Annotated in this window: 27 protein-coding genes; 15 read left to right on the plus strand and 12 right to left on the minus strand. The window is 64.9% G+C overall.

Annotated elements, in window-relative coordinates:
• Positions 1 to 23: 23 nt before the first annotated feature.
• Both BBH56_RS02905 and rhuM read left to right on the plus strand, forming a co-directional pair.
• A complete protein-coding gene (locus tag BBH56_RS02905) occupies positions 24 to 284 on the plus strand; it encodes a hypothetical protein (RefSeq protein ID WP_148121866.1) in 261 nt (86 codons plus the stop codon).
• Positions 285 to 421: 137 nt separating this feature from the next.
• Complete coding sequence (gene rhuM / locus BBH56_RS02910) at positions 422 to 1,363, plus strand: RhuM family protein (protein WP_148121867.1); 942 nt, start codon at positions 422 to 424, stop codon at positions 1,361 to 1,363.
• A gap of 21 nt (positions 1,364 to 1,384) precedes the next feature.
• Here rhuM and BBH56_RS02915 read toward each other — a convergent pair whose 3' ends face one another.
• From BBH56_RS02915 to BBH56_RS02950, 8 genes are all read right to left on the minus strand, one after another.
• A complete protein-coding gene (locus BBH56_RS02915) occupies positions 1,385 to 2,221 on the minus strand; it encodes a DUF6279 family lipoprotein (RefSeq protein WP_148121868.1) in 837 nt (278 codons plus the stop codon).
• On the minus strand, positions 2,208 to 2,516 hold the full coding sequence (locus tag BBH56_RS02920; RefSeq protein ID WP_148121869.1) for a YceI family protein: 309 nt from the start codon (positions 2,514 to 2,516) through the stop codon (positions 2,208 to 2,210). Before BBH56_RS02920 ends, BBH56_RS02915 begins: the two co-directional genes overlap by 14 nt.
• 292 nt (positions 2,517 to 2,808) lie before the next feature.
• A complete protein-coding gene (locus BBH56_RS02925; RefSeq protein WP_148121870.1) occupies positions 2,809 to 4,062 on the minus strand; it encodes a TRAP transporter large permease in 1,254 nt (417 codons plus the stop codon).
• On the minus strand, positions 4,059 to 4,562 hold the full coding sequence (locus BBH56_RS02930; protein ID WP_198515243.1) for a TRAP transporter small permease: 504 nt from the start codon (positions 4,560 to 4,562) through the stop codon (positions 4,059 to 4,061). Before BBH56_RS02930 ends, BBH56_RS02925 begins: the two co-directional genes overlap by 4 nt.
• A gap of 3 nt (positions 4,563 to 4,565) precedes the next feature.
• Positions 4,566 to 5,573: a TRAP transporter substrate-binding protein gene (locus BBH56_RS02935; RefSeq protein WP_318262586.1), complete on the minus strand. Its 1,008-nt coding sequence runs from the start codon at positions 5,571 to 5,573 to the stop codon at positions 4,566 to 4,568.
• Between the two features lie 55 nt (positions 5,574 to 5,628).
• Positions 5,629 to 6,822, minus strand: a complete 1,194-nt coding sequence (locus tag BBH56_RS02940) for a YeeE/YedE family protein (RefSeq protein WP_148121872.1) — start codon at positions 6,820 to 6,822, stop codon at positions 5,629 to 5,631.
• 14 nt (positions 6,823 to 6,836) lie between these two features.
• Positions 6,837 to 7,772 carry a sulfurtransferase gene (locus BBH56_RS02945; protein ID WP_148121873.1) on the minus strand — a complete coding sequence of 312 codons (936 nt, stop codon included), beginning with the start codon at positions 7,770 to 7,772 and terminating at the stop codon, positions 6,837 to 6,839.
• Positions 7,773 to 7,884: 112 nt separating this feature from the next.
• Positions 7,885 to 8,151, minus strand: a complete 267-nt coding sequence (locus BBH56_RS02950) for a DksA/TraR family C4-type zinc finger protein (RefSeq protein WP_144347577.1) — start codon at positions 8,149 to 8,151, stop codon at positions 7,885 to 7,887.
• 98 nt (positions 8,152 to 8,249) lie between these two features.
• Between BBH56_RS02950 and BBH56_RS02955 the strand changes: the two genes are divergently transcribed.
• The 11 genes from BBH56_RS02955 to BBH56_RS03005 are packed head-to-tail and all read left to right on the plus strand — an operon-like array spanning position 8,250 to position 19,123.
• Positions 8,250 to 9,140: an MBL fold metallo-hydrolase gene (locus BBH56_RS02955; protein ID WP_148121874.1), complete on the plus strand. Its 891-nt coding sequence runs from the start codon at positions 8,250 to 8,252 to the stop codon at positions 9,138 to 9,140.
• Positions 9,141 to 9,166: 26 nt separating this feature from the next.
• Positions 9,167 to 10,084 (plus strand): VOC family protein, encoded by a 918-nt coding sequence (locus BBH56_RS02960; protein ID WP_148121875.1) that lies wholly within the window; start codon positions 9,167 to 9,169, stop codon positions 10,082 to 10,084.
• Positions 10,081 to 11,085, plus strand: coding sequence for a hypothetical protein (locus BBH56_RS02965; protein ID WP_148121876.1), 1,005 nt, complete (start codon positions 10,081 to 10,083; stop codon positions 11,083 to 11,085). Before BBH56_RS02960 ends, BBH56_RS02965 begins: the two co-directional genes overlap by 4 nt.
• Complete coding sequence (locus BBH56_RS02970) at positions 11,082 to 11,810, plus strand: DUF3320 domain-containing protein (protein ID WP_148121877.1); 729 nt, start codon at positions 11,082 to 11,084, stop codon at positions 11,808 to 11,810. The genes BBH56_RS02965 and BBH56_RS02970 overlap by 4 nt, the downstream gene beginning before the upstream one ends.
• On the plus strand, positions 11,794 to 12,696 hold the full coding sequence (locus BBH56_RS02975; protein WP_144347570.1) for a cation diffusion facilitator family transporter: 903 nt from the start codon (positions 11,794 to 11,796) through the stop codon (positions 12,694 to 12,696). Before BBH56_RS02970 ends, BBH56_RS02975 begins: the two co-directional genes overlap by 17 nt.
• Positions 12,693 to 13,385 carry a haloacid dehalogenase type II gene (locus BBH56_RS02980; RefSeq protein WP_198515244.1) on the plus strand — a complete coding sequence of 231 codons (693 nt, stop codon included), beginning with the start codon at positions 12,693 to 12,695 and terminating at the stop codon, positions 13,383 to 13,385. The genes BBH56_RS02975 and BBH56_RS02980 overlap by 4 nt, the downstream gene beginning before the upstream one ends.
• Complete coding sequence (locus BBH56_RS02985; RefSeq protein ID WP_148121878.1) at positions 13,386 to 13,835, plus strand: YaiI/YqxD family protein; 450 nt, start codon at positions 13,386 to 13,388, stop codon at positions 13,833 to 13,835. It begins immediately after the preceding gene.
• Between the two features lie 21 nt (positions 13,836 to 13,856).
• Positions 13,857 to 15,386 carry an ABC transporter substrate-binding protein gene (locus BBH56_RS02990; protein WP_148121879.1) on the plus strand — a complete coding sequence of 510 codons (1,530 nt, stop codon included), beginning with the start codon at positions 13,857 to 13,859 and terminating at the stop codon, positions 15,384 to 15,386.
• Between the two features lie 8 nt (positions 15,387 to 15,394).
• Positions 15,395 to 16,348 (plus strand): ABC transporter permease, encoded by a 954-nt coding sequence (locus tag BBH56_RS02995; RefSeq protein WP_148121880.1) that lies wholly within the window; start codon positions 15,395 to 15,397, stop codon positions 16,346 to 16,348.
• Positions 16,332 to 17,150, plus strand: coding sequence for an ABC transporter permease (locus BBH56_RS03000; protein WP_144347565.1), 819 nt, complete (start codon positions 16,332 to 16,334; stop codon positions 17,148 to 17,150). Before BBH56_RS02995 ends, BBH56_RS03000 begins: the two co-directional genes overlap by 17 nt.
• Entirely contained in the window at positions 17,147 to 19,123 is a 1,977-nt protein-coding gene (locus tag BBH56_RS03005) for a dipeptide ABC transporter ATP-binding protein (RefSeq protein WP_148121881.1), read from the plus strand. The genes BBH56_RS03000 and BBH56_RS03005 overlap by 4 nt, the downstream gene beginning before the upstream one ends.
• Positions 19,124 to 19,147: 24 nt before the next feature.
• Here BBH56_RS03005 and BBH56_RS03010 read toward each other — a convergent pair whose 3' ends face one another.
• Positions 19,148 to 19,816 carry a DsbA family oxidoreductase gene (locus BBH56_RS03010; protein ID WP_148121882.1) on the minus strand — a complete coding sequence of 223 codons (669 nt, stop codon included), beginning with the start codon at positions 19,814 to 19,816 and terminating at the stop codon, positions 19,148 to 19,150.
• Positions 19,817 to 19,926: 110 nt separating this feature from the next.
• Between BBH56_RS03010 and BBH56_RS03015 the strand changes: the two genes are divergently transcribed.
• Positions 19,927 to 20,424: a beta-class carbonic anhydrase gene (locus tag BBH56_RS03015; RefSeq protein WP_110883381.1), complete on the plus strand. Its 498-nt coding sequence runs from the start codon at positions 19,927 to 19,929 to the stop codon at positions 20,422 to 20,424.
• Positions 20,425 to 20,444: 20 nt separating this feature from the next.
• On the opposite strand, the gene BBH56_RS03020 is transcribed toward BBH56_RS03015, so the two are convergent.
• On the minus strand, positions 20,445 to 21,332 hold the full coding sequence (locus tag BBH56_RS03020) for a homocysteine S-methyltransferase family protein (RefSeq protein ID WP_148121883.1): 888 nt from the start codon (positions 21,330 to 21,332) through the stop codon (positions 20,445 to 20,447).
• Positions 21,333 to 21,438: 106 nt separating this feature from the next.
• On the opposite strand from BBH56_RS03020, the gene BBH56_RS03025 reads away from it, so the two are divergent.
• Complete coding sequence (locus tag BBH56_RS03025; RefSeq protein WP_148121884.1) at positions 21,439 to 22,491, plus strand: serine hydrolase domain-containing protein; 1,053 nt, start codon at positions 21,439 to 21,441, stop codon at positions 22,489 to 22,491.
• Here the strand turns inward: BBH56_RS03025 and BBH56_RS03030 are convergent.
• On the minus strand, positions 22,474 to 23,403 hold the full coding sequence (locus BBH56_RS03030) for a DMT family transporter (protein ID WP_148121885.1): 930 nt from the start codon (positions 23,401 to 23,403) through the stop codon (positions 22,474 to 22,476). The two genes, BBH56_RS03025 and BBH56_RS03030, sit on opposite strands and share 18 nt — an antisense overlap.
• A gap of 21 nt (positions 23,404 to 23,424) precedes the next feature.
• Entirely contained in the window at positions 23,425 to 24,363 is a 939-nt protein-coding gene (locus tag BBH56_RS03035) for an acetamidase/formamidase family protein (RefSeq protein WP_148121886.1), read from the minus strand.
• Between the last annotated feature and the right edge of the window lie 8 nt (positions 24,364 to 24,371).

The following is a 24,371-nucleotide window of genomic DNA, read 5'->3' on the forward strand; positions in this document are numbered from 1 at the left end:
GTTTAAGAACACCCGGAGCCTCTATGAACCTACGCCAGAAATCCCGCATCACCTCTGCGATCCTGACATTCCTGTTCGGGCCTCTGGGCGTTTTTTACTCCAGCGCGGCAGGGGCCATCGTGCTGATTCTGGTGGCGCTTTCAAGCGCGGGCACGGTCATTGGCCCGGTGCTGTGCTGGATCGCGGCGATCATCTGGGGCGATCACACCGTCCGCCGCCATAACGAGTCCGTCGACCGGTTGCTGAATCGACCGTTAGATGACGATGGGGATGGGCCTCAGTGACAGCCTCGTCGCGCTCAATCGCACCCCTGATGCTTACGCCACATTTCCGGATCGTGACCCTCGGGCACGTCCTCGCAAGACGATATAAGGTACAAGAGACCCGATCATGAACCTGATATCTGACAGCATGGGGCTGTATGAGTGAAATCGTCATCTTCAAGGATGAAGCCAATACGGTTGAAGTGCGTCTGGAAGGTGAAACCTTATGGTTGAGCCTGCAACAGTTGGCCGATCTGTTCGGGAGGGATAAATCGGTCATCTCCCGGCACCTTCGGAACGTCTGTTCCTCTGGAGAACTTGAGCGGGAAGCAGTTGTTGCAAAAAGTGCAACAACTGCTGCTGATGGCAAGACCTACCAGGTGGACCACTACAACCTAGACGCTATTATCTCAGTCGGATACCGCGTCAATTCAACTCGAGCCACCCGCTTCCGGCAGTGGGCCACCCGCGTCCTTCGCGAGCATCTCACTCAGGGCTACAGCCTCAATGAGCATCGGTTGGCGCAACGCGGCCTGACCGAACTGGAGCAGGCCGTCCATCTGCTGGGCGAAACGCGGGTGCGCCAGGAGTTGGTGGGCGACATCGGGCGCGATGTGATCGGTCTGGTGCTCGGGTATGCCCGTACCTGGCGCTTGCTGCTCGATTACGACGAAGACCAGCTCGGTGAACTGGCCGGAGGTCAGCCGCCACGCGGCGTGCTGAATCTGGACGAAGCACGTGGGGCGCTCGATGCGCTGGCGGACGAGTTGAAAAGCCGTGGCGAGGCCAACGAACTATTTGCTCGTGACCGGGGTGAGGGACTGGCCGCGATCCTCGGTGGCATCGAGCAGACCATGTTCGGCGAGCCGCTGTACAAGACGCGCGAAGAACGCGCCGCCCATCTATTGTATTTCGTGATCAAAAATCACCCCTTCTCCGATGGCAACAAGCGCTCGGGCGCCTTCCTGTCTCTTATGTACCTGCGCCAGGAAGGCATGCCGCTGACGTTTGATGAAAACGGCCTGACGGCACTGACCCTGCTTGCTGCGGCTGGTCATGCACCTGCTTGCCCCGGCGCAACCGAGCCACACGCCGAATGACTGACTCGCCACGCAAAGTCTCTAGCGCGATGCCACGGTCTCCAGGTCGCCACGATAGCCGGCGAGCCGCTCCCGGGCCTGGGCGCGCTGCGCCGGGGTGAGGGTGGTCAGAAGCCGGTGGGTGCAGCGTCGCCAGAGCGCGCGGCTGGTCTGCCGGTAGTCCTGCAGCACGGGTGGTCGGGCGGCGTCTTCCAGCAGCCAGCCCTGGAGGAACGCCTCCACCTCGGCCTGCGGTGCGTCGTTGCCTAGCAGATTGATCAGATCCGCTTCGGTCTGCCGGCGCCAGGTCTGCCATTCCTCGCTGACATCTGGCATCGCCGCGACGCACTGGGTTAATTCGGTGCGTTGCCGCGTATTCAGCCGACCGACCCAGTTCTCGGTGCGCTCGATGGCGCGCTGCTCCTGATCAACCAGCAGACGCTCGATATAGGCATCCCGGCCCTCGGCCAGCGTCGTCCGTAAGGCCTCGATCTGATCGCCGTCCAGTTCTCTCAGCAGCTCTGCGGCGAGCGGTATCACGTCAGTGACGTTGGTCCGGACGAGCTGCTCGCCGTCGATGAAAAGTGCGTCCACATCGGCCTTTTGCGGTTCTGGCGTGGCGAGCACGGTATCCACCCGGTCCAGATAAGCATTGATATCGGGTAGGCGGTTCTGCCGGTGATATTGCTGATAGACGGCAAGCCCATCGCGCAGCCGGCTACGCTGCTCGCCGGTGAGGTCGAGATAGTCACTCACCTGCCACGCACCGACCCAGTCCGCGTTTTCGTAGGCCAGCTCGACACGGCTGCAGGCCACCACGGTCAGGCTGACAATGATGACCGCGAGATAGCGGCGAATGGCGCGGTTAGGGCGACTCATCGGTGAATGCTTTGACCTGGAAGCGGATGCGCAGTTCATCCGCGACGCGCAACCCGCCGCCCAGCGCAGAGTAGGGGACAAGGCCCAGCTCGCTGAAGCGCGTGCTCAGTGCGCCGGTGGCGGTGAGCTCGCTGTCATCCCGGTCCAGCGAAATGGGTACGGTGTGAACCGACGTCTCGCCGGCGATGGTCACGCGAAAGCGCACATCCGGCTGCCACTCGGGGCCGGTGATCTCGAGACTCGAGAGTCGGATGAGCGGATGCGAGGCGGCATCGAGCTGGGACTCGCCGAGCATGTTCTGCCGGGTGGCGCGGATGGCACTCTCCGGAACATCCGGCTCGAGCCCCTCGACGGCCCGCCAATGACGTGGGGATGGCCGAGCGCGGCGAGCGGCCCCTCGGCGCCCAGAATGATCCGCAGGTGCGAGGCGGCGGGATCAACGATATAGCGCCGGCCATCCGGGAGTGACGGCAGGCCCTCCTCGCTCGCCGCCGGGCTCGCTGAAACGGCGGGTGGCGTCGGCGACGGGGCGGTGCTGCAGCCGGCCAGCAGCAGTACAAGAGCCGTCAGCCTCAACATACGATGAATCAACCGCCCAGCAGCATGGGCAGATAGACCACGCCCAGTAAAACCGTGATGAGGCATGCCAGATAGGGTAGAACGGCGCGGGCAATGCGCTCGAGCGGCTGCTCCGTGACCGAGGACGCCACATACAGATTGATCGCCACCGGTGGGGTGATCATGCCAATGGCAAGGCCCACCACGATGATCAACCCGAAGTGGATCGGGTCAATGCCAAGCTGTGTCACCAGCGGCAGGAGCACGGGGGTGAGGATGATCAGCGCGCTGGCCGTCTCGATGAACACGCCTGTGAGCAGAATGACCGCCACCACGAGCAGCATGATCACGTACGGGTTGGTGGACAGCGACAGGGTCGCCTCGGCAAGGGTCCCGGGGATGCTCCAGTTCGCCAGTGTCCAGCTGAGGACCGCCGATGTCGCGATCACGAACATGATTACTGCCGTGGTGATCACGGAGCGCAGCATGATCCGGTAGATGTCGCGCAGGCCGAGGTCCCGGTAGACGAAAAGCGATACCAGCAAGGCGTAATTGACCGCCACCACCGCCGCCTCGCTGGGCGTGAATACGCCTGAGAAGATGCCGCCGAGGATGATCACTGGCGTCATCAGCCCCCAGAACGCATCCCTTAGCGTGCGCAGTACATTGCCGATACTGAACGTCGAGCCGCGCGGGTAGTTACGCCGATAGGCCTCGGTGATGGCGACGGCCATCAGCCCGACGCCCATCACGACGCCCGGGAGGAGACCGTTCACGAACAGCTCCGTGACGGACTCCTGGGCGATCACTGCATAGATGATCAGCGGCACCGAGGGCGGGATGACAACCCCGATGGTACCGCTGGCGGCGATCAGGCTGGCCGCCGACGCCGGTTCGTAGCCCTTGCGGCGCAGTTCCGGTACCAGGGCGGATCCGATGGCCGCGGTGGTCGCGGCACCGGAGCCGGAGATGGCCGCGAAGAACATGCCGGCGAGCACCGAGACAATGGAAAGCCCGCCCTTGAGAAAGCCGAACAGGGCGTCGGCGAATGCCACGAGCTTCTCGCTGACGCGCCCGCCGGCCATGATGTCGCCCGCGAGAATGAACAGCGGAACGGCGATCAGTGCGAATGAGTCGATGCCGGCGAAAAGCCGCTGGGGCAGGACCATCAGGGACAGCCCGTCGGCCCACAGCGCGGCGGTGGTGCTTGCGCCGATGGCGATCGCCACCGGCACGCCGAGGATGAGCAGGGCGAAGAAAACCCCGAACAGCAGCAGCGTCACGGCCGGCGCCCGCCGGTCGCATCGCCGGGCTGACCGAGGATGGCTTCAAGCAGGTCGGTCAGCGCCATGTAGGCCATGATGGCAGCGCTGAGCGGCATGACGGCGTAGACCACCGACATGGGAATGCGCAGAGCCGCCGATTGCTGGAATGACTGCAACGCCATGTACTCCAGCCCGACCTGGAGCAGTACCGCCATGAAAGCAATCGTGACCAGAGCGATCAGACCCTGGCAGAGTCGCCGCCCGCGCGGGGGCAGGGCATCGGCAAGAACCGATACGGCGATATGCCGGCCACGGTGGTAGGCCAGACAGGCGCCGAGGAAGGTCAGCCAGATGAGCAGGTAGCGGGCGGTCTCCTCGCTCCAGCTTGTCGCCGTGAAGAGGACCCGCGAGACGATCTGTAGGGACATGACGGCGATAAGCGCCACGATGCCGGCGACGGCAACGCGTTGCAGCACGGCATCAATGGCGCCTTCGATCGCCCGCAGTGACCGGAGCAAGGCCTAGTCCAGCTGCTCGCGGATACGGCTCAGATACTCACCGAAGCGGTCGCTGTATTCGTCGTAGACCGGATCGACCGCCCCGCGGAAGGCCTCGAGATCAGGATCTTCGACGACTTCCATGCCAGAGGCCTTGAGTTCGGCGAGCTGTTCGGCCTCCATTTCCTCGTTGACCTGGCGCTCATACTCGGCCGCCTCCTGGGCCGCCGCCTCGATCACGCCCTGGACCGGCTCCGGGAGCTCGCTCCAGACCGGCATCCCCATGACGAAGATCGCCGGCGCGTAGGTATGACGGCTGAGCGTCATGTGCGTCTGCGTCTCGTTCAGCTCGAAGGAGTGGATGACGTTGACCGGGTTCTCCTGACCATCGATGGTGCCCTGCTGCATGGCGGTCAGCGCCTCCGTCCAGGCCATGGGCACGGCATTGGCCCCGAGCTCCCGGAACGTATCGACGTAGACCGGGTTTTCCATGACGCGCAGCTTCAGGCCATCCAGATCAGACGGCTCGGTCACCGGGCCGCGACTGTTGGTCAGATTACGGAAACCGCGCTCCGCGTAGGCCAGGCCCTTGAGATTGACGCGCTCGAGCTCATCCAGAAGATCCTGACCAACCGGACCGTCAAGGACCTGGTAGGCCGCCTCGCGGGAGGGGAACAGGAAAGGCAGCTCGAAAACCGCGATCTCTTCGACGAAGTTGGCAACCGGGCCGTTCGTGATTACGCCCATATCGACCGTGCCGATCTGCATGCTCTCGAGTAGCGTTCGCTCGTCGCCGAGCTGAGCGTTGGGGAATATCTCCACCGAGACAGCCCCATCGGTGCGTTCTTCGACGAGCGCTTTGAATTTCTCCGCGGCGATATGGAAGCCGTCCTGCTCGTTGACGACATGTGCAAGGCGCAGCTCAATCGGCTCGATTTCGCTGAAATCGGCCTCGCTCTGGGCACCCGCGACGAGTGGAACCAATCCGAGCCCGAGCACCATCGCCCGCAGCATGCTACGAAAATTCGCCATCAATCTCTCCTCCAGTTGACTGCGCGCCTGAGTTTTCCTGCTCAGGCGGGGTCAGTCAATTCCTGATCCTCCAGGTCACCCAAAGGCCGAGCAGGCAGAAAAGCGCGAACACCCACCCCGAGACGGCGGCAGCCATGATGCCCGAGAGCAGCGTGCCGACGGTGCAGCCAAGCGCGGTCATGGCCCCCCAGCCCATGAGGACGCCGCCGGCAAGACTGCCTGCAGCCTTACCGACCGTCACCCGCTGCGGGCGAAAGTCGCCGGCCGCGAGCGCCGACGCCAGAGAGGCAAGGATCAAACCGATGATGAAGGCACCATTCTCTGACAGGAGGACGTTCTTGACCGCGGTCGCGCAGCCGGAGAAGCCATCGAGTCCCTGCAATCGATCGGGTAGCACTCCGAGGCCGTTACCGGCCGTGCGCGCCAGACTGCCAAGCTCGGCGGTGACGCCCAATGGCGCGACTCGCAGGTAGGCCATCACGGCAAGCGCGCCGATCAACAGACCGCCCACATATGTGGGCCAGCGCTGCCCTATCAGTCGCCCGCGAAAGCTGGCTGGCGCTGCCCCTTTGGCAGGACCCGCCGGTCGATGCCAGCGCATGAGCGCGAGGGCCAGCAGGCCGAGCCCGCCGAGCTGTATCAGAATCGATCCGCCATAGCCCGCGAGGTCGGGCAGCCAGATGACCGGTGCCTGATCGATACCCGCCAGATAAAGCGTGTTCCACGTGGCAAAGCCAAGCCCGAATCCGATCAGCACACCGCCGAGCGCAGCCACCGACCCGATGGCGCCTTCGCCCAGCCGATACAGGTGGGCACTGATGCAGGAACCCGACAGGGTCATACCGCTGCCGAAGGTGAACGCTGCCAGGGCGAGTACCCAGCTTACGGGCCCGATATGCGCATCGGGCGGGAGGCGTCCACCCGCGGGGTCGGGGACAAACAGGCCAAAGATCAGGTGATAGCCGAGTGTGCCCACCGCCAAGGCGGCAAGAATACCCAGCAGTCCGCGGGCGTCGCGATGGTCCAGAAAGTCCCGGGTCACGCAGAAAAAGCAGAATCGGGCGCGTTGGAGGAGTACACCGAATGTCGCGCCGAGCAGCAGACTGAGCGCCAGCGGATCGCCATTGCTCACGCTGAGCTGCCAGGACCCGGCGATGAGCCCGGCGGCTATGAGCGTAGGCAGCACCGTAGAGAACAGGAGGCGCCGGCGTAAGGCCGGCGCTGTATCCGTGGCAGTGATGTTCTCCATCTTATGGCCCGGTGTTACTGACCACCCCAGACCGTGCCGGCCAGGTTGGTGACCGGGACGCCCACCGAGTTGCCATACTCGGTCCAGGAGCCATCGTAGTTTTTCACGTCGTAGCCGAGGATCTTCGAGAGCGCGAACCAGGTGTGGCTCGAACGCTCACCGATGCGGCAGTAGGTGATGACCGGCTTGCTGCCATCAACGCCGGCTTGGGCATAGATCGCGCGCAGTTCGTCGGCTGACTTGAAGGTGCCATCCTCGTTGACGGCGTTGCCCCAGCCCACATTGACCGCCCCCGGGATATGCCCGGCGCGCACCGAGAGCTCATCGACGCCGTCCGGGGCGATGATGCGGCCCTCGTATTCGGCAGCCGAGCGGATATCCACCAGTTGGGTGTTGGCGGCCTCGTTACTCGCGACCTCGACCACTTCCGGCAGGAATGCACGGATGGACTCATCGGCCTCGCTCACCTCGATGTCACCCTGTGGGTGGCTTGCCGGGCGCAGGCTCAAGGGGCGGCCCTCGGCCTCCCACTTGTCCCGACCGCCATCCAGCAGGCGGACACTGTCGACCCCGTAGATATCAAAGATCCACGCGCCCCAGGCGGCAAACCAGTTGTTGGTGTCGCCGTAGAGAACGATTTCGTCGTCACCGGAGACGCCGGCATCGCGCAGCAGGGTCTGGAATGATGCCCGGTCAACGATGTCGCGGCGGACCGTGTCGACCAGGTCCGTGTGCCAGCGGAAATTGACCGCACCCGGAATATGGCCGCGCTCGAACTTGCCCGGATTGACGCTGACCTCGATGACGGTGAGGTCGTCACGATCCAGGTTGTCGGCCAGCCAGTCGGTGGTCACGAGCGCGTCGGTATTGGGGTTGGCGGCCGCCAGCCCGGTGAAAAGGGCGAAGGCGATGCCCCCGGCGATATGGCGGATGGTTGGGGTGGAAATCATGTCAAGCCTCCGATGAATTGTCGCTGCGGATTATCGGAGTCTAGACAGCGCCTCTTAAAACTGGAAAGAATTTATAGAGATACGTTAATGCTGATTAAGTATATAAGACGACTCAGCGTAGCTGACTGTCTTTGCTGCCACGGCGGTTATAGGCCGATGGGTGGGTGCGGGCCTGATCGTGGGCTTGCTGGCACTCTACGCACAGGCGCACGCCGGGCAGCGCCTTGCGACGGCCCTCGGGGATGACGCTGTCGCAGTCCTCGCAGTGGGTCAGGCTCTCGCCGTGGGGCAGGGCGTCCTGGGCGCGCCGGACTGCGTCGTTGACGGCCCCCTCGATCTCGTCCTGTGCGGCGTCTTCGCTGCCAAATCCTTTCGCCATGGGGCAATTATATCAAGCCCTCGCACGCGGTGGGTGGTGGGCGCCACGCTTTGGGAGACTGATAGACTCAGTCCCTCGTCAAAAGGAGAGGTCCAGTCGTGCAGCCCATCGTTCGATCGGTTTTTCATGCGCCCAGCCATACCTTTTCGTACGTGGTCTGGGACGCGGCAACCCGCCGGGCGGCGATCATCGACCCTGTGCTCGATTACGATCCGCACTCGGGCCGCAGCGGCACGCAGACCGCCGAGCAGCTCATCGCAGTGGTCGAGGCCGAAGGGTTGCGCGTGGACTGGCTGCTCGAGACCCACGCCCATGCCGATCACATGAGTGCGCTCGCCTTTCTTAAAGCCCGCTTTGACGCCCCCACCGCCATCGGCGAGCGCATTACCGAGGTGCAGGCCCGCTTTGCCCGGCTCTTCAATCTGGGTGAGGATTTTGCAACCGACGGCCGACAGTTCGATCATTGCTTTGCCGACGAGGAGACTTTTGCGCTGGGCGATCTCCCTGCGCAGGTCTTCCATACGCCCGGGCACACCAGCGATCACATTACCTATGTGATCGGGGACGCCGTGTTTGTTGGCGATACGCTTTTCATGCCCGATGCCGGGACAGCGCGTTGCGACTTCCCGGCCGGCTCGGCGCGGGACCTGTATCGCTCGATCCACCGTCTGTTTGCCGCGCTCGATGATGACCAGCGCGTGTTTCTGCTCCATGACTACGGCACCGACACCCGCGAGCCGGCTTGCCAGACCACTATTGGCGAGCAGCGCCAGGCGAATATCCATGTGGCGGAAGGCGTTAGCGAGGATGACTATGTGGCGATGCGCGAGGCCCGGGACGCCACACTGCCCATGCCCGTGCTGATCCTGCCGGCGGTGCAGGTCAATATCCGCGCCGGGCATTTCCCGCCGGCGGAATCCAATGGGCTGCGCTATCTCAAGATCCCGCTGGATGAGTTCGGCGCCCACTGGCAACCGCGCGAACACTGACCAGAGCGCTCTGATATCGTGACGGTATGACGACCGTTCAGGGCCTGCACCACATCACCGCCGTCGCCGCGGATCCGCAGCGCAACGCTGATTTTTACACGCGGGTCCTGGGGCTTCGCCTGGTCAAAAAGACCGTCAATCAGGACGATCCGTCCAGCTATCACCTCTACTACGGGGATGATCGCGGCCGTCCCGGCACGGCGATGACGTTCTTCCCGTTTCCGGGAGTGCCGGCGGGCCAAGCGGGCCGCGGTCAGCCCCTCGAGACGCGTTTTTCGGTGCCGGCTGATGCCATTGCCGCCTGGCAGTCACAGCTCGCCGACGCCGGTATCACGGTCACGCCGGGTCATACCGATGTCCCGATGCTGCAGTTTCACGATCCCGATGGTCTGCCGCTGGCGCTGATCGGTGATGCTCCCTCGTCCATCGCCGCTGACACGCGCGGCGAAACCGCCATTCGAGGGTTTTCGGGCATGAGTCTTGCCAGTCACCGGCCGGTCGCCACTGCGCGAGTGCTGACCGGGCTGCTGGATTATGTCGAGTCGGGCGCCGGCGTGGGCGGCACGCGGTTTGTCAGCGTTGACGCGCCGCTCGCCCGACACATCGACCTGGTGGAGGACGTTGCACCGGGGCAGGCGGGCTACGGCACCGTCCATCATGTCGCGTTCCGGGTCGCGGATCGTCCGGCGCTGCTCGAGCGGCTCGAGCGCATCCGCGCCTGGCAGCTGCCGTGTTCCGGTGAGGTCGATCGGTATTATTTCCGCTCGGTGTACTTTCGCGAACCCGGTGGCATGCTGTTTGAGATTGCCACGGATGATCCGGGGTTTGACGTGGATGAGCCGGTGGAATCACTGGGCAGTGACCTCAAGCTACCGCCGGCGCATGAGCCGATGCGCGCCACCATCGAGGCGCAGTTGCCAGCGCTTGTAAGTCGGCCCCTGTGACAACCTTCAAGGTCGGTGAAAAGGACCGCGATGGGCGGCAGAAGCGCATTGACTACTCAGGCCGCTACCTGCGGGCGAGCCGCACCGGTGGGGTGGCGCTGCGCGCCCATGTCAAGGCCGCCGGCATCAACCTGACCGGCAACACCAGCCATGGCTTTCGTGTCTCCACCCGGTTGGCGAAGAACACCCAGGTCGCCATGCAGAACGGCCGGTTCGTGCTCCGGGGTCGCTACGGATCCGATATCGCCAAGGTGAACCTCTCGAAAAGCGGCGTGAGCGTTTCGAGCAAGGTGGGGCTCGGCACCATCAACTGGCTGCGCCCGGGCGCCTCGTCGGCAAAGTTCGCCGGCGTGCAGTTCCGTGGTCAGAAAGCGGCGGCCGCCAATGCAATCTATCTGACGCTGATGGGGTTGGCGCGCCTGACCGGGGCGCTTTTCCGGCTCGCGGGGTGGAGCGTGCGGTTGCTGGCCGGTGCCCTGCAATGGGCCGTCGGGCGCTGGCAGCAGGCCCGCCAGGCCCGGGAGCGCATTGCCGTGGATACCGACACCGCGGCAGCCGCCGGCGAGGCCGTGCTCGGGGCACATGGCATCGTCCCATCCGCCGAACCGGTCCGCGATCTGTTCGCCGCACTCGTTTACCTGACCGCCGTCATGGGGCGGGGCGATCGGGCGCTTGATGCGGCAATTGTTGACGCCCATGTCCCCGACAACCCGTTCACCGCGGTGCTGGTGACGGATGTCAATGCGGCGGGTGGGGTCCTCGAGGAGGCCCTCGCGGATCGCCCGGCCGCCGAAGACCCCGCGGCGATCCTCGGCGTGATCCACCATCTGGCGGGTGCTTTCGCCGCGCGCGTCGATGAGGCCCTCCGCACCGAGGCGGTGTTCGCCATCGATGACGCCTGCCTGGCCCTGGGGCCGCGCACCATCCTGCAGGATGCGCTGCTCGACCGGCTGGTGGAATCCCTCGGTGTCGAACTCCAGTTGATCGGAGAGCGGGAATGACCGACGACCTCGGCGGCTTTGAGGCGGCGGTTCGCCTCCATGAGCAGCTCCTGAGACGACCCGACCCGGAGGCCGCTGCGGCGCAGCTGTGCCCCGGCCGGCTCGATCCGCCAACCCGGTGGACAGCCGATCTTCATCCGATACGCGCCTATCAGGCGATCGACCCGACCCGGCTGTCGCTGGCGGGGTATGACGACTTTCATGCCATTCCGGACGCGTCCCTTGACGCGGCAATCGGAGGGGTTGTCGACGCCGAGGGGCCGGTGCATTTCGATACCCTGGCCGACCGCCTGCTGGCGGCCGCCGACGTGGGCCGGCTCGGCTCGCGCATCCGCGAGCGGATCGAGGCACGCCTCCAGGCCCTGTCGGCAACCCCCGATCTAAGCCAGCGGGGCGGGTTCGTCGCCCGTCCCGCGCAGTTTCTCAAGCCGCCCTATCGCGACTGGCGTGAGGCGCCGGAGAAAACCCGGCGGCTGGAAGCCGTCAGTGATGAGGAGCTCATGCTCGCGCTCTTCCGCGCGGTACTCGACGGCAACGCCAACGATGCTGAGACCGCGATGAATGCGGGCATCCACGCCATCGGATTCACGCGGCTGACGGACAACGCGCGCGATCGGCTACAGGGACCACTGGCGGCCCTGCTCGATGGGGGAATACTGGAGGCGGTGGGTGACGGGCTTCGGGTGGCAACGTTACCCTGTCCAGTCGATGACACACGATCATAGCCACGACCATAGCGCGCATTTCGCTGCCCATAACCGCTCATTCGCCATCGCCGTGGTGCTCAATACGCTGTTCGTGGTGATTGAGGCGGTTTACGGCGTGATGGCGGGGTCGCTCGCGCTCATCGCCGATGCCGGTCATAACCTCAGTGATGTCCTGGGGCTCATCATGGCCTGGGCGGCCAGCTGGATGGCGGGCAGGGCCGCCACCGACGCCCGGACCTATGGCCTGAAAAAGACCACGATTCTGGCGGCGCTGTTCAATGCGCTGATCCTCATCGCCGCGGTCGGCGGGATCACCTGGGAGGCCGTCCGAAGGCTGGCTGATCCGGCTGATGTCGCCGGTCTCACCGTGATCGGCGTGGCGGCGATCGGGGTAGTGATCAACGCGATCACCATGCTGCTGTTCCTCAAGGGCCAGCGGGGCGACATCAATATCCGCGGGGCGTTTCTGCACATGGCCGCCGATACGGCGGTATCGGTTGGTGTCGTGGTCTCCGGCACGATGCTGGTGCTGACCGGGCTCGCCTGGATCGACCCCGTGGTGAGCCTTGTCATTGCGGCGGTGATCTTCATCGGCACCTGGCAGCTGCTCAAGGATTCGCTGGCGCTCGCCACCGACGCCGTGCCCCGGGGCATTGATCCAGCCGCGGTGCGGGCCCGTCTTGAGGCGCTGCCCGGTGTGAGCTCCGCCCATCATTTGCACATCTGGGCGCTGAGCACGACCGAGAACGCGCTGACCGTCCATCTCGTCAAACCCGATCCCGAGGGCGACGACAGCCTCATCAGCGAGGCTTCAGCCATGCTGGCCGAGGACTTCAATATCCAGCACACCACCATCCAGTACGAGCGGGACCATCAACAGTGTCCGACCGGTGGCGGTTGTTGAGTGATAACGTGCTCGTCATGAAGCCGATCATCGTTTTCGACGTCAATGAGACGCTACTGGATCTGACAACGCTCGAACCGCTGTTCGCGCGCTGCCTGGGTGACCGCCGCGCCATGCGGGACTGGTTTGCCGAGCTGATTCTCTACTCCCAGACCGTCACGCTCGCCGGGCGCTATGTGCCATTCAGCGAGCTGGCCATCGCGACGCTGCGCATGCGCGCCGAGGTGATGGGCGCTCGGCTTACAGCCGCGGATGAGCAGGCACTGGGTGAGTTGATCCGCTCCATGCCGGCCCATGCAGATGTCGTCCCGGCACTCGAGCGTCTGCGGGCCAGCGGTTACCGGCTGGTGACGCTGACCAACTCGCCGCCGTCCGCATCCCCGACACCGCTCGAGCGGGCGGGGATCGCCGAGTACTTTGAAGCGCATTACAGCGTCCATCCAGTGGGCCAGTTCAAGCCCGCGCCGGCCTGCTACCGCCAGGTGGCATCGGCACTGGGGGTGCCGCTGCGGGATCTATTGCTGGTGGCCTGCCACGGCTGGGATACCATCGGCGCTCAGGCGGCGGGCTGTCAGGCCGCGTTTATCAAGCGCGCGGGCAACGCCGAAATCCGGCTCGCGGATCTCCCTCGACCCGACTTTGCCGCCGATGATCTCGAGACGCTGGTCGCAACGTTGGTCGCCGCCTGAATGCGTCTCTGGGTTGATGCCGATGCCTGTCCGGTCGCCGTTCGGGAAATCCTGTTTCGGGCGGCGCAGCGAACCGGCGTGCGGCTCACCCTGATCGCCAACCAACCGATCCCCGTGCCCCCGTCGCCCCTTATCGACACGGTACAGGTCGCTTCAGGCTTTGATGTGGCCGATGACGAGATTGTCCGTCGGGTGGGGGCCGGGGATCTAGTGGTGACGAGTGATGTCCCACTGGCTGCAGAGGTCATCGATCGGGATGCGTTGGTTCTGACGCCCCGGGGCGAGGCGCAGACGCGTGAGAATATCCGCGCCCGGCTGCAGATGCGGGATTTCATGGAAACGCTGCGCGGCAGCGGTATCCATACCGGGGGCCCGTCGGGCCTGACGGCCGCCGATCGTAAGCGCTTCGCGGATGCACTGGATCGCTATCTCGCGCACAATACCCGTTAAAATTTCAGAAGAGACGACGCCATGGATTTGATCGATCGTCGCCGTCGGCGACTCATGCAGGGATTGGGGGTTGCCGGTGCGGTGACCGCGACCGGGACCTGGCCGATGCTTGGTCATGCACAGAACCCGACTCGCGGGGGAACACTCCGCATGGCACTGCCGCTCGCCGAGAATCTCGAGCCGGTGACCATGAGTGGTGGCGGTGTCATCGCCATCGTCCAGCAGGTCGCGGAGTATCTGGTCTGGGCCGAGGATGACCTCAGCCTTCGCCCGGTGCTCGCGACCGACTGGTCATCGCAGGACAACGCCCGGATCTGGCACTTCAAGCTTCGGGAAGGCGTTGAGTTTCATAACGGCCAGGAGATGACGAGCGCGGATGTCGTGGCCAGCTTCCGGCGCATGGTCCAGCCCGACAGTGGCTCCTCCGGTGCGGCACAGCTCGACTTCCTCAAGCCCGAGAACGTCACCGCGGATGGACGCTATGGGGTGCGCTTTGCCCTGGATCGTCCAGTGGGCGCCTTCCCGTACTACACACACGTGTACAACGCAGTGATCCTGCCGGCCGATTACGACGGTGACTTTGCGAATAATCCGATTGGCACCGGCCCCTTCCGGCTGACCGATTATCGCCCGCAGGAGGGCGCCAGCCTCGAGCGCAATCCGCGTTACTGGAATGATCCGCTGCCTTACCTGGACCGCGTCGAGATGGACTTCTACGACGGCTCACAGCCGCAGGTGCTCGCCATGCAGGGCGGCGAGGCGGATGCCATGCTCTCTGCGGGCTATATCGATATCCGGCCCCTTTTCGAGGCCGACAACGTGCGCATGGTCACCCAGCCCACCGCGACGCACGCGCAGGTCACCATGCGCACGGATCAGAAACCCTTTGATGACGTGCGGGTCCGGCAGGCCGTCGCCCTGGCGGTTGATCGACCGAGGGCGATGGAGGTCCTGCTGGGCGGCAATGCGGCGATCGGCAATGATCATCCGCTCGCGCCGATCTATCCGGTGGGTGTCGAGCTGGATCAGCGCCGCAAGGACATTGAACGGGCGAGGGCGCTACTCGCCGAGGCGGGCTATCCCGATGGCTTCCCGATCGATCTCCACGTCGGTCGTCTTGCCGAGCTCCCGCAGTACGCCGAGATGCTCCAGCAGATGTTGAGTCAGGTCGGTATTCAGGCTGATCTGAAAATCGAGCCGTTGAATGTCTATTACGATCATTGGACCGAGGTGACGTTTGGTGTGACGGACTGGGCGAGTCGGGCGACGCCGGGGCAGATCCTCAATGCGGCATTCCGCGGCGGCGCGGATTGGAACGCACCGAAATGGACGAATGCCCGTTTCGACGCACTGCTCGATGATTTCGAGCGCGAGCCGGATCCGGCGGCGCGTGCCGAGATTGCTGACTCACTTGCGGCAATCCTGCAGGAAGAGGTCCCGGCGGTGATCGGTTATTTCAAGGACGGCTTCCGACCGGTCAATAAACGGGTGATGAATCTGCCCGGTAATATGTCGAACTTCCTTGATCTGACTCGTACCTGGGTGACCTGAACGCGTCCATGCTGCGCTATACCGCCCGGCGGCTGATGCTGCTTGGCCTGACGCTGCTCGTTGCATCGGTGCTCATCTTCACGATGACGACGGTGCTGCCGGGCGACGTCGGCCGGATCATTCTGGGTCCCTTCGCCCAGGAGAGCGCCGTTGAGGCGCTGAATGTGGAGTTGGGACTGAATCAACCCATCGTCGTGCGGTATCTCCAGTGGATAGGGGGCGTGCTGCAGGGCGATTGGGGTGAGTCGCTGTCGTTGAATACGCCGGTGCTGCCGCTCGCGTTGGAGCGGCTCGGCCGCTCGCTGGTGCTCGCCGCCCTGGCGATCGGCATCCTGATCCCGCTGGCCATTGGCGTTGGGGTCGCGGCCGGGCGCCGCCCCGGTGGGGGCCTCGATCGGGTGGCTTCCATTCTGGGTCTGGCGCTGGGGGCCATGCCGGAGTTCGTCACGGGCGTTGTGCTGATCGTGGCCTTTGGTATCGCGCTCCCGTGGTTCCCGGTGCAGGCCGTGACCGGGCCGGATGGCGGGTTCTGGGCGATGCTCCACGGCCTGGTGCTACCGGCGATGTGCCTCGTGCTGCTGCTGTTTGCCTACCTCTTTCGAATGACCCGGGCTGGCATGATCGCCGCGCTCGAGGCGGACTACACGCGCACGGCACGGCTGAAGGGTCTGCCCGAGCGGATCGTGCTTCGACGCCACGTCCTTCGCAACGCGCTCCTGCCGACGGTGACCGTGATCGGCGCGCAGCTCGGCTGGCTGGTGGGCGGACTGGTTGTTGTCGAGAGCCTGTTCCGGTATCCGGGTATCGGGAGTCTGCTCCACAACGCGGCCTCCAACAAGGACGTGCCATTGCTTGCAGGCTGCACGCTGCTGGTGACGCTGGTGTTTTCCCTCGCCAACCTGACCGCGGACCTTGTCTATGGCCTGCTCAACCCGCGGGTGCGCGATGCCGTCGCTGAGTAGTCTCTGGCGCCGCTCGCCGGGGCTCACCGTGGGGCTCGTCATGGTGGGGCTCTGGGTCGTCACCGCGGCACTGGCGCCCTGGGTGGCCCCTCATGCGCCGACCGCGATGGGCATCGGGCCAACCACGGCGCCGCCGTCCCTGGCGCACTGGTTGGGCACGGATGAGTATGGGCGGGATATCCTCAGCCGCGTTATCTACGGTGGCCGTTATGTGCTTGCGATCGCACCGGCATCGACCCTGCTGGGGCTTGTCATTGGGACGCTGTTGGGACTGATCTCCGCCTATAATGGCCGCTGGCTTGATGAGCTCATCATGCGCCTTCTGGATGCGGTCATGGCGTTCCCGATCGTGGTGCTCGCGTTGCTGGCGCTGACAGCGCTGGGTAGCTCAACGCTGAATGTCATCCTGGTGATCGGACTGGTGTTCGCACCGCTGATCGCCCGGACCGCCCGGGCCGCCGCACTGACTGAGGTCCGCAAGGAGTATGTCGAGGCCGCAAGGCTTCGCGGCGAGGGTTATTTTCGGGTGCTGATGGTCGAGGTCGCCCCCAATATCCGTGGTCCCCTGATGGTGGAGGGAACCATTCGTCTTGGCTATGCGGTCTTTACATCGGCGACGCTCGGGTTTCTGGGGCTGGGCGTCCAGCCGCCCGCGCCGGATTGGGGATTGATGGTCGCGAGTAGCCGATCCCTGCTCACGACGGCACCCTGGGCGGTTCTGGCGCCGGCGATGGCGATTGCCTTTGTCGTCATCGGGTTTTCCCTGATCTCTGATGGCCTGCGGGATCTGGAAACGCAATGAGCACTCCTCTGCTTGCCTTTGAAGATCTGTGTGTGTCGTTCCGTCGCAAGGGGCAGTGGCTTGAGGCGGTCAGCGGCGTGGATCTGGTCATCGGCGTCGGCGAAACGGTCGGCCTGGTCGGGGAGTCCGGGTGCGGTAAATCGACCCTCGCCATGGCAGCGCTCGGGTATCTACCGGAAAACGCTCGGATACCCCGGGGCCGTGTCCGCCTTGCGGGCGAGGATCTCGCCGAGCTGACCCCGGCGGCTCTGCAGGATCGACGCGGCAACCAGGTCGCGGTGGTCTACCAGAACCCGGCAACCGCACTTAATCCCGCACTGACGATCGGCCGCCAGTTGACCGAGATTTTTGAGTACCAGCAGGGACAATCCGTCAAAGAGGCACGGCGCGCAAGCGTTCGCCTGCTCGAGCAGGTGCGCATCGCCGAGCCGACACAGCTACTCGATGCCTATCCCCATCAGATCTCCGGTGGTATGCAGCAGCGGGTGGTGATTGCGATGGCTCTGGCGGGTTCGCCGGATCTGCTGGTGCTCGATGAGCCGACAACGGCGCTTGATGCCAGTATCCAGGCGGAGGTTCTCGCGCTGTTCGAGACGCTGCGCGCGGAACTGGGGCTGGCCATGCTGCTGATCAGCCATGACCTGGCCGTCGTTCGTTCGGTGTGCGATCGAGTGGCCGTGATGTATGCCGGTGAAATCGTTGAGTCGGCACCGGTCAGGCAGTTGTTCGAGCAACCGCGACATCCGTATACCGCATCGCTGATGGACTGTATCCCGAGGGGTGAGGCGCATTGGCAATCCGGGCGGTTGGCGTGGATCCCGGGTAATCCGCCGGCTCTGGATGATCGACCCATGGGTTGTGCCTTCGCGCCCCGCTGCCCGATCGCCCGCGATGCCTGTCGGCATCAGGCGATTCCGCTGCGCAGGCTTGATCAAACGCATCGCAGCCGCTGTCTTTTCCCGGAGGAAACCGCGCCACCGGGCGGTAACCGGCCGCCCGCCGAGCCCATCAGGCGATCCATTGGCGGGCCCGTTCTGGCCTGTGAAGACCTGGTGATGGAATACGGCGGCGTTCGCATCCTCGACCGGGTCAGCCTCGATGTGCGCGAGGGGGAGACGGTGGCGTTGGTGGGTGAATCAGGGAGTGGCAAAAGCACGCTGGCAAGAGGGCTGACGGGACTGACCGAGCCGGTGGCGGGTAAAGCGCTGCTTGAAGGTCATCCGCTGTCGCCACAGCAGCGCCAACGCGGCCTTAACGCGCGTCGCTCGCTGCAGATGGTGTTCCAGTCCCCCGAGAACACCCTAAATGCGAGTCACCGCATCGGCCCTGCGCTTGCCCGGGCCATACGGGGGCTGGGTGGACTGAGTCGGGCCGAGGCACGGGCGGCGGTGCCCGACCGATTGCGTCAGGTTGCGCTGGAAGTCGATACGGCCGACCGTCGCCCCGGGCAGTTGTCCGGCGGGCAGCGCCAACGGATCGCGATTGCCCGCGCCTTCGCCGGGGACCCGCGAGCGATCATCCTCGATGAGCCCACTTCGGCGCTGGATGTTTCGGTTCAGTCGGCAGTCCTTGATCTGTTGATCGACCTGCAGCAGCGCCGTGGCACCGCCTATCTGTTCATCTCCCATGACCTTGCGGTGGTGCGCTATCTCGCCGATCGCATTGCGGTGCTCTACCTCGGTCGCATCATGGAGTCGGGACCCGTGGAAGGGGTGTTCGAGGGCCCGCGTCATCCGTATACCGACCAGCTGCTGGCCGCGATTCCCGGGGTGGGTGATGGCCCGCCGGTCACTCAGCCGCAACGCGAGAATCCCGGTGCGGAGGCACGGCCGTCGGGCTGTCCGTTTGCCGCCCGGTGTCCCTATGTGATGCCGCACTGCGCTGAAACGCCGCCCCCGGTCCGTGAACCGTCACCGGGTCGGGTGGTGCATTGTCATCTGCCGATCGAGTCGCTACCGGGTGCGGCCCAGTAAAAAAATCGCCTGACCCTAACGATATCAGGCGTGCTCGGGTGCACGATCGCGGGTCTCATCGGCAATCTCTCGGATCGCATCGACGAGGCTGCTGGCCGGCTGAGCGCCCGAGATCAGATAGCGTCCGTCGATCACGAAACCCGGCACGGCACTGACGCCCGCCTGCATGAATCGTTGCTCGGCCGCCCGGACGGTCTCCGCATAGCGATCGGATCGGGCGACCGCCTCCGCCGCTTCACCGTCCAGGCCAACCTGCTGCGCCGCCTCGCGCAGGACCACCGGATCTGATGGACGCTTCGCCTCACCGAAGTAGGCATCGAACAGCGCCTGCTGCAGCGCGGTCTCGCGGCTCTGTTCGGCGGCCCAGGCGAGCACGCGGTGGGCATCGAACGTATTGTGCGCACGTCGCGCCCTCGCACCATCGAAATTCAGCCCCAGGTCGCTGGCGAGCTTGATCATTTCGCCCTGGGTGCGCTCAACACGCTCGGCATCCTGGCCGTATTTATTGCATAGATGCTCGAGTATCGGCTCACCCTCGGGCGGCATGTCCGGATTCAGCTCGAACGGCTGCCATGCGAGCTCGACTTCGATCTCGCCGGCGAGCGTCTCCAGCGCGTGTTCAAGGCGTCGGTAGCCAATCGCACACCAGGGGCAGGCGATGTCTGAAACCAGATCGATTCGAAGGTTTTGCATGATCCATCTCCTTAGATGAGTCTGGAATAAGCCCATGAATACTCGGTATTACTGGCCTGACAGGCTGGCTGATACGCTCCGGCTCCGAACTATTGCAGGAGCAGATCACCATGAGTCGAGCCGACGAGTTTATTGACGCCAACCGACAGTACGCCAGCCAGTTCACGCAGGGCGACCTGCCCATGCCCCCCGCGCGTCAGGTGGCCGTGGTGGCCTGCATGGATGCCCGGCTGGATGTCTATCGCCTGTTGGGTCTTGGTCTCGGCGAGGCGCACGTCATCCGTAATGCCGGCGGCGTCGTCACCGACGATGTGGTGCGCTCGTTGCTTATTTCGCAGCGCCTGCTAGGGACCACGGAAATCGTCCTGATCCACCACACCGACTGCGGCATGCTGACCTTCAAGGATGATGCGGTCAAAGCCGATGTCGAAAAGGAGACGGGCCATCGGCCGGCGTTCGCGCTCGATGCGTTCGACGACCCCTATGCCGATGTTCGCCAGTCGATCCGCCGGTTGAAGGCCGTCCCCTATCTGCCCAATGGCGAGGCCATCAGTGGATTTGTCTATAACGTCGCTCATGGAACGCTGGAGCCCGTGAGCGAGGCGTAAAATCAATGAGCCACGCGTGATCAGTCATCCGGGGTGCGGAATCCCCGGCGCAGGGCATCGATCCGCTGAATATGGGCCGGGCCGATCTCGCAGCATCCGCCCACCAGCGTGGCGCCCGCAGCAATCCACTGCTGGACATGCCGGGCGTAGGCTTCGGGTGTCAGGCCCTCGCGGGCGGCCAATGACTCAACCGTGCCGCCGGGCCTGAGCTCGGCGGCCGCCTCAAAGCCATTGGCATAACCGCCAAACGGCACATCGTGACCGGCGAGTTCGGCCATGGCCTGCGTCAGTGCCTCGGGTGCCGAGCAATTGACCAGAATGGCTTCCGCCCCCTCGGCGACCACCGCCTGCGCGGCGTCGGCCAGTCGCTCACCGGATCGAAGCCTGCCGCCGTCCGCGTCATCCACCGTAAAGGCGACCCAGACGGCATGGCCGTGCGCCCTGGCGGCTCGCGTGGCCGCTACCGCCTCGCGGGTCAGTGTCATGGTCTCGGCGATGAAAAGGTCCACGCCCTGCGCCTGGGTCGCGGCGAGGCGCTCGTAATCGCGCCGGCAGGTGGCGTCATCCGGGACGACGTCCGCGTGGTAGCTCGCCACGAGGGGCGGCAGGCAGCCGGCGATGCGCACCGCCCGACCGCTGTCACGCCGCGCCCGATGCGCCGCGTCAAGGGCGGCTTGATGCAGGGGCTCGAACCATGTCGGGTCACCGTCCCGGGCAAGACGCAGGGGCGTTGCGGCATAGTTATTGGTGATGATGAGGTCCGCCCCGGCATCGATGTAATCGCGGTGGGCGGCGGTGACAAGCGCGGGCTCGTCCATCATGACCTGGGCCGACCACAGTGCCGAGGCCCGCTTCTGACTGCGCTTGCGCAGTTCCTGTCCCATACCGCCGTCGAGAAGAGTGATCATGCCGAGTCCCCGGTGTGGTCGCGCGTTTAGGTGCCTGCGGCTGAGACAGTGCGGTGGCGCAGAAGTTGAGCCGCGTTCCAGCCGCATTGTCTGCTATCGTCGGGTGATGGGGTTAAACCGCCGTCGTAATCTGCTGGCACTGCTCGTGGCGGTGCTGCTCATCCCGGCCATCGGCGCCGCCGACTGTCGCATCGAAGACAGTGGCCTGAGCGCGCTGACAGCGTCGGCTGACCGGTTCAAAACGCTACGCACGTTGCATGTGGCGGTGGCGGGTGAGCCGGTGGTTGGCCGAGGTTTTCGTGGGGCGTCGCCGCAGGCGGCCACCAATGTCAAGTCGGCGTCCAAGACCCTGATGGCGGCGCTGGTCGGCGCGGCGATCCAGCAGGGCGTGATCCGCGGCGTGGACGAACGGGTCGCCGACGCGTTGCCGGAGGCGATGCCGGCCCAGGCGCCCGAGCCCCTCAGCCAACTCACGCTTGAACATCTGTTGTCCATGCAGGCGGGGCTGGAGCGCACTTCCGGCGAGCATTATGGGGCCTGGGTGGCCAGTGACCACTGGGTGAAGGCCGTCCTCGACCAACCCATGAAAGGCGAGCCAGGCGGAGAGATGCGCTACTCCACCGGCAACACTCATCTGTTGTCGGCCATTCTCCAGCGGCGTACCGGTACCTCGGCGTACGCGCTCGCCAACCGCTGGCTCGCCCCGGCGGGTGTCCAGGTGACCGACTGGATCACCGACCCGCAGGGCGTCGCACTGGGTGGCAATCAGGTGGCCATGCGGCCGGCGGCGCTGCTGTCCCTGGGGGAGCTCTATCGGCGCGGTGGCGTCACCGCCGACGGCGAGCGGCTGCTCCCCGAGGGCTGGGTGAGGGCAAGCTGGCAGGTGCGCGGTCGCTCACGCTGGACCAACGATGGGTACGGCTACGGCTGGTTCATCCGCTCGTTCGCCGGCCATCCCGGTTACTACGGCTGGGGCTATGGCGGGCAGATGCTCTATGTGATCCCCAAGTTGGCCATGACAGTCGTGATCACCTCGGACCCCAACAAGCCCTCCGGCCGGACGGGCTATCGGGATGCGCTGCATGGTTTTACCAGTCGGCTGGCAGAGCGTGTGGCGACGCTTCAGAGTGAGTGCGTGGCGTTAGGGGCGCGTTCCTGACCCGCCGCGGCGGCTTCGGCTGGCCAGCAGCAGACCAGCGAGGATGAGGGCGCCGCCAAACACGTGAAACGCCGCCAGGCGCTCGCCAAGGAATATCCCACCGAGGATCGCCGCAAACACCGGGATGAGGTAGAGGAACAGCGCGGCCGGGGACGCACCGATGGTGCGCACGCCATTGTTCCAGAAAGCGTAGGCCAGAAGTCCGGGCCCCACGGCGACGGTGAGGAACACCCAGGCGTTCTGTAGGGTGGGGAGCTGCAGGCCGACCTGACTGATTTCGATCAGATAGAACGGCGCAACCACCGGGATCCCCAGTGCAATCTGCACGGTCAGGAAAGCGGTTGCCGTAAGTGGCACGGCCTGACGCCGCAGCACGACTGAAAAGAGGCTCCACGAGGCCACGGCCGCGAGCATCACGAGATCGCCCGGCAGAAACTCGAGGCGGAGCAGTCGCATGGGCTCGGCCTCGGTGATGATCGTCAGCAGGCCGAGAAAACCCAGGGCGATACCGAGGCTACGCACTGCATCCAGGCGCTCGCCGAGAGCGAAATGCGCGGCCAGTCCGAGGGCGATGGGCAGACTGGCGTTCATCAGTCCGATATTCAGGGCGGTGGTGGTCTGCGCCGCCACATAGAGCAGGGTGTTGAACAACCCCACACTGAATGCCGCGAGGACAACCATCGCCCGCCAGTGCCGCCTGACAGTGGGCCATTGCCGGATGACCGCCGGCAGGCCGAGCGGGGCGAGAATGATCAGTGCCGTGACCCAGCGCCAGAAAGCCAGCGAAATGGGTGGGATCTCGCCCACCATGGCGCGGCTCAATACGGCATTGGTGGCCCAGAAAAATGCGGTGCCGGTCAGCCCGGCGCAGGCAATGAGAACTTGGCGTCGAGAGGGCTTAATCGCGTCCATGGCGGCGGCGATGATAGGACGTTATATGTCCTTCGGATAGAGCATGTGGACGCCTTTGTTGCCGTCGACCACCTGGGTGATGCGTAGGTCGCCCAGCATGCTGGTCATCATGTAAGCCTGACTGCGATCGAGCCCGGTCCGTGTGGTCAGTAGCTGCACCATCTGCCGGACCGCCTGCTCCGCCGCCTGATCGAGGCTGGGATGCAGGCCCATGCTGATCCAATGGCTGGGGGTCTCTGCGAAGGGTGCGGATTCAGGGATGTCGCGGCGGACCGTCAGACGGAAGCGTCCCTGCAGTGCGGTCTCCAGCGCATCGATGCAGACCTCGCCGTCGCCCTGGCGGCCATGCCCATCGCCGACGCTGAACAGCGCGCCGTCGTTGAATACCGGCAGGTAGAGCGTGGTCCCCGGGACCAGGGCCCGGTTATCGATATTGCCGCCAAACGCCGAGGGCACGGGCGAGGCGAGCCGACCCCACTCCGGCGGTGGCGCGACTGCCATGATGCCAAAGAACGGGTCGAGCGCGATGGACTGTCCCCACGGCAGGGTGGCCTGATTCCGAACGCGGTCGATGTCGATCAGTATCTGCTGATAGTCGGTGAACTCGGCCGGCAGGATCCCCTTGAGGGGCAGGATCTCGCAGAAGCCCCAGTCCTGGCGGGGGGTGGCCGCGAGGATGTCGATCTGCAGGCAATCCCCGGGTCGCGCGCCGTCGACGTGGATCGGGCCGGTGAGGTGATGCACGCCTTCACCCCGTTCCTTGCGCTGCGCCTCGAGCACCGCGCGGTGATCGGGCAGGACGCGCGCCGGGTCGGCGGGCAGGTTTTCGGGCTCACCCGAGAGGGTGTCGATGACGACCTCGTCGCCCGATTGGACATGCAGGACCGCTGGGCGGGCGGCGTCCAGATAGCCCCAGGCAACTGTATCCGGCGTGGCGGTCAGATGATGGGGGGCGGGCATTCAGGCGC

Origin of the sequence: Spiribacter roseus, assembly GCF_002813635.1 — a bacterium.
In the GTDB taxonomy this organism is placed as follows: domain Bacteria; phylum Pseudomonadota; class Gammaproteobacteria; order Nitrococcales; family Nitrococcaceae; genus Spiribacter; species Spiribacter roseus.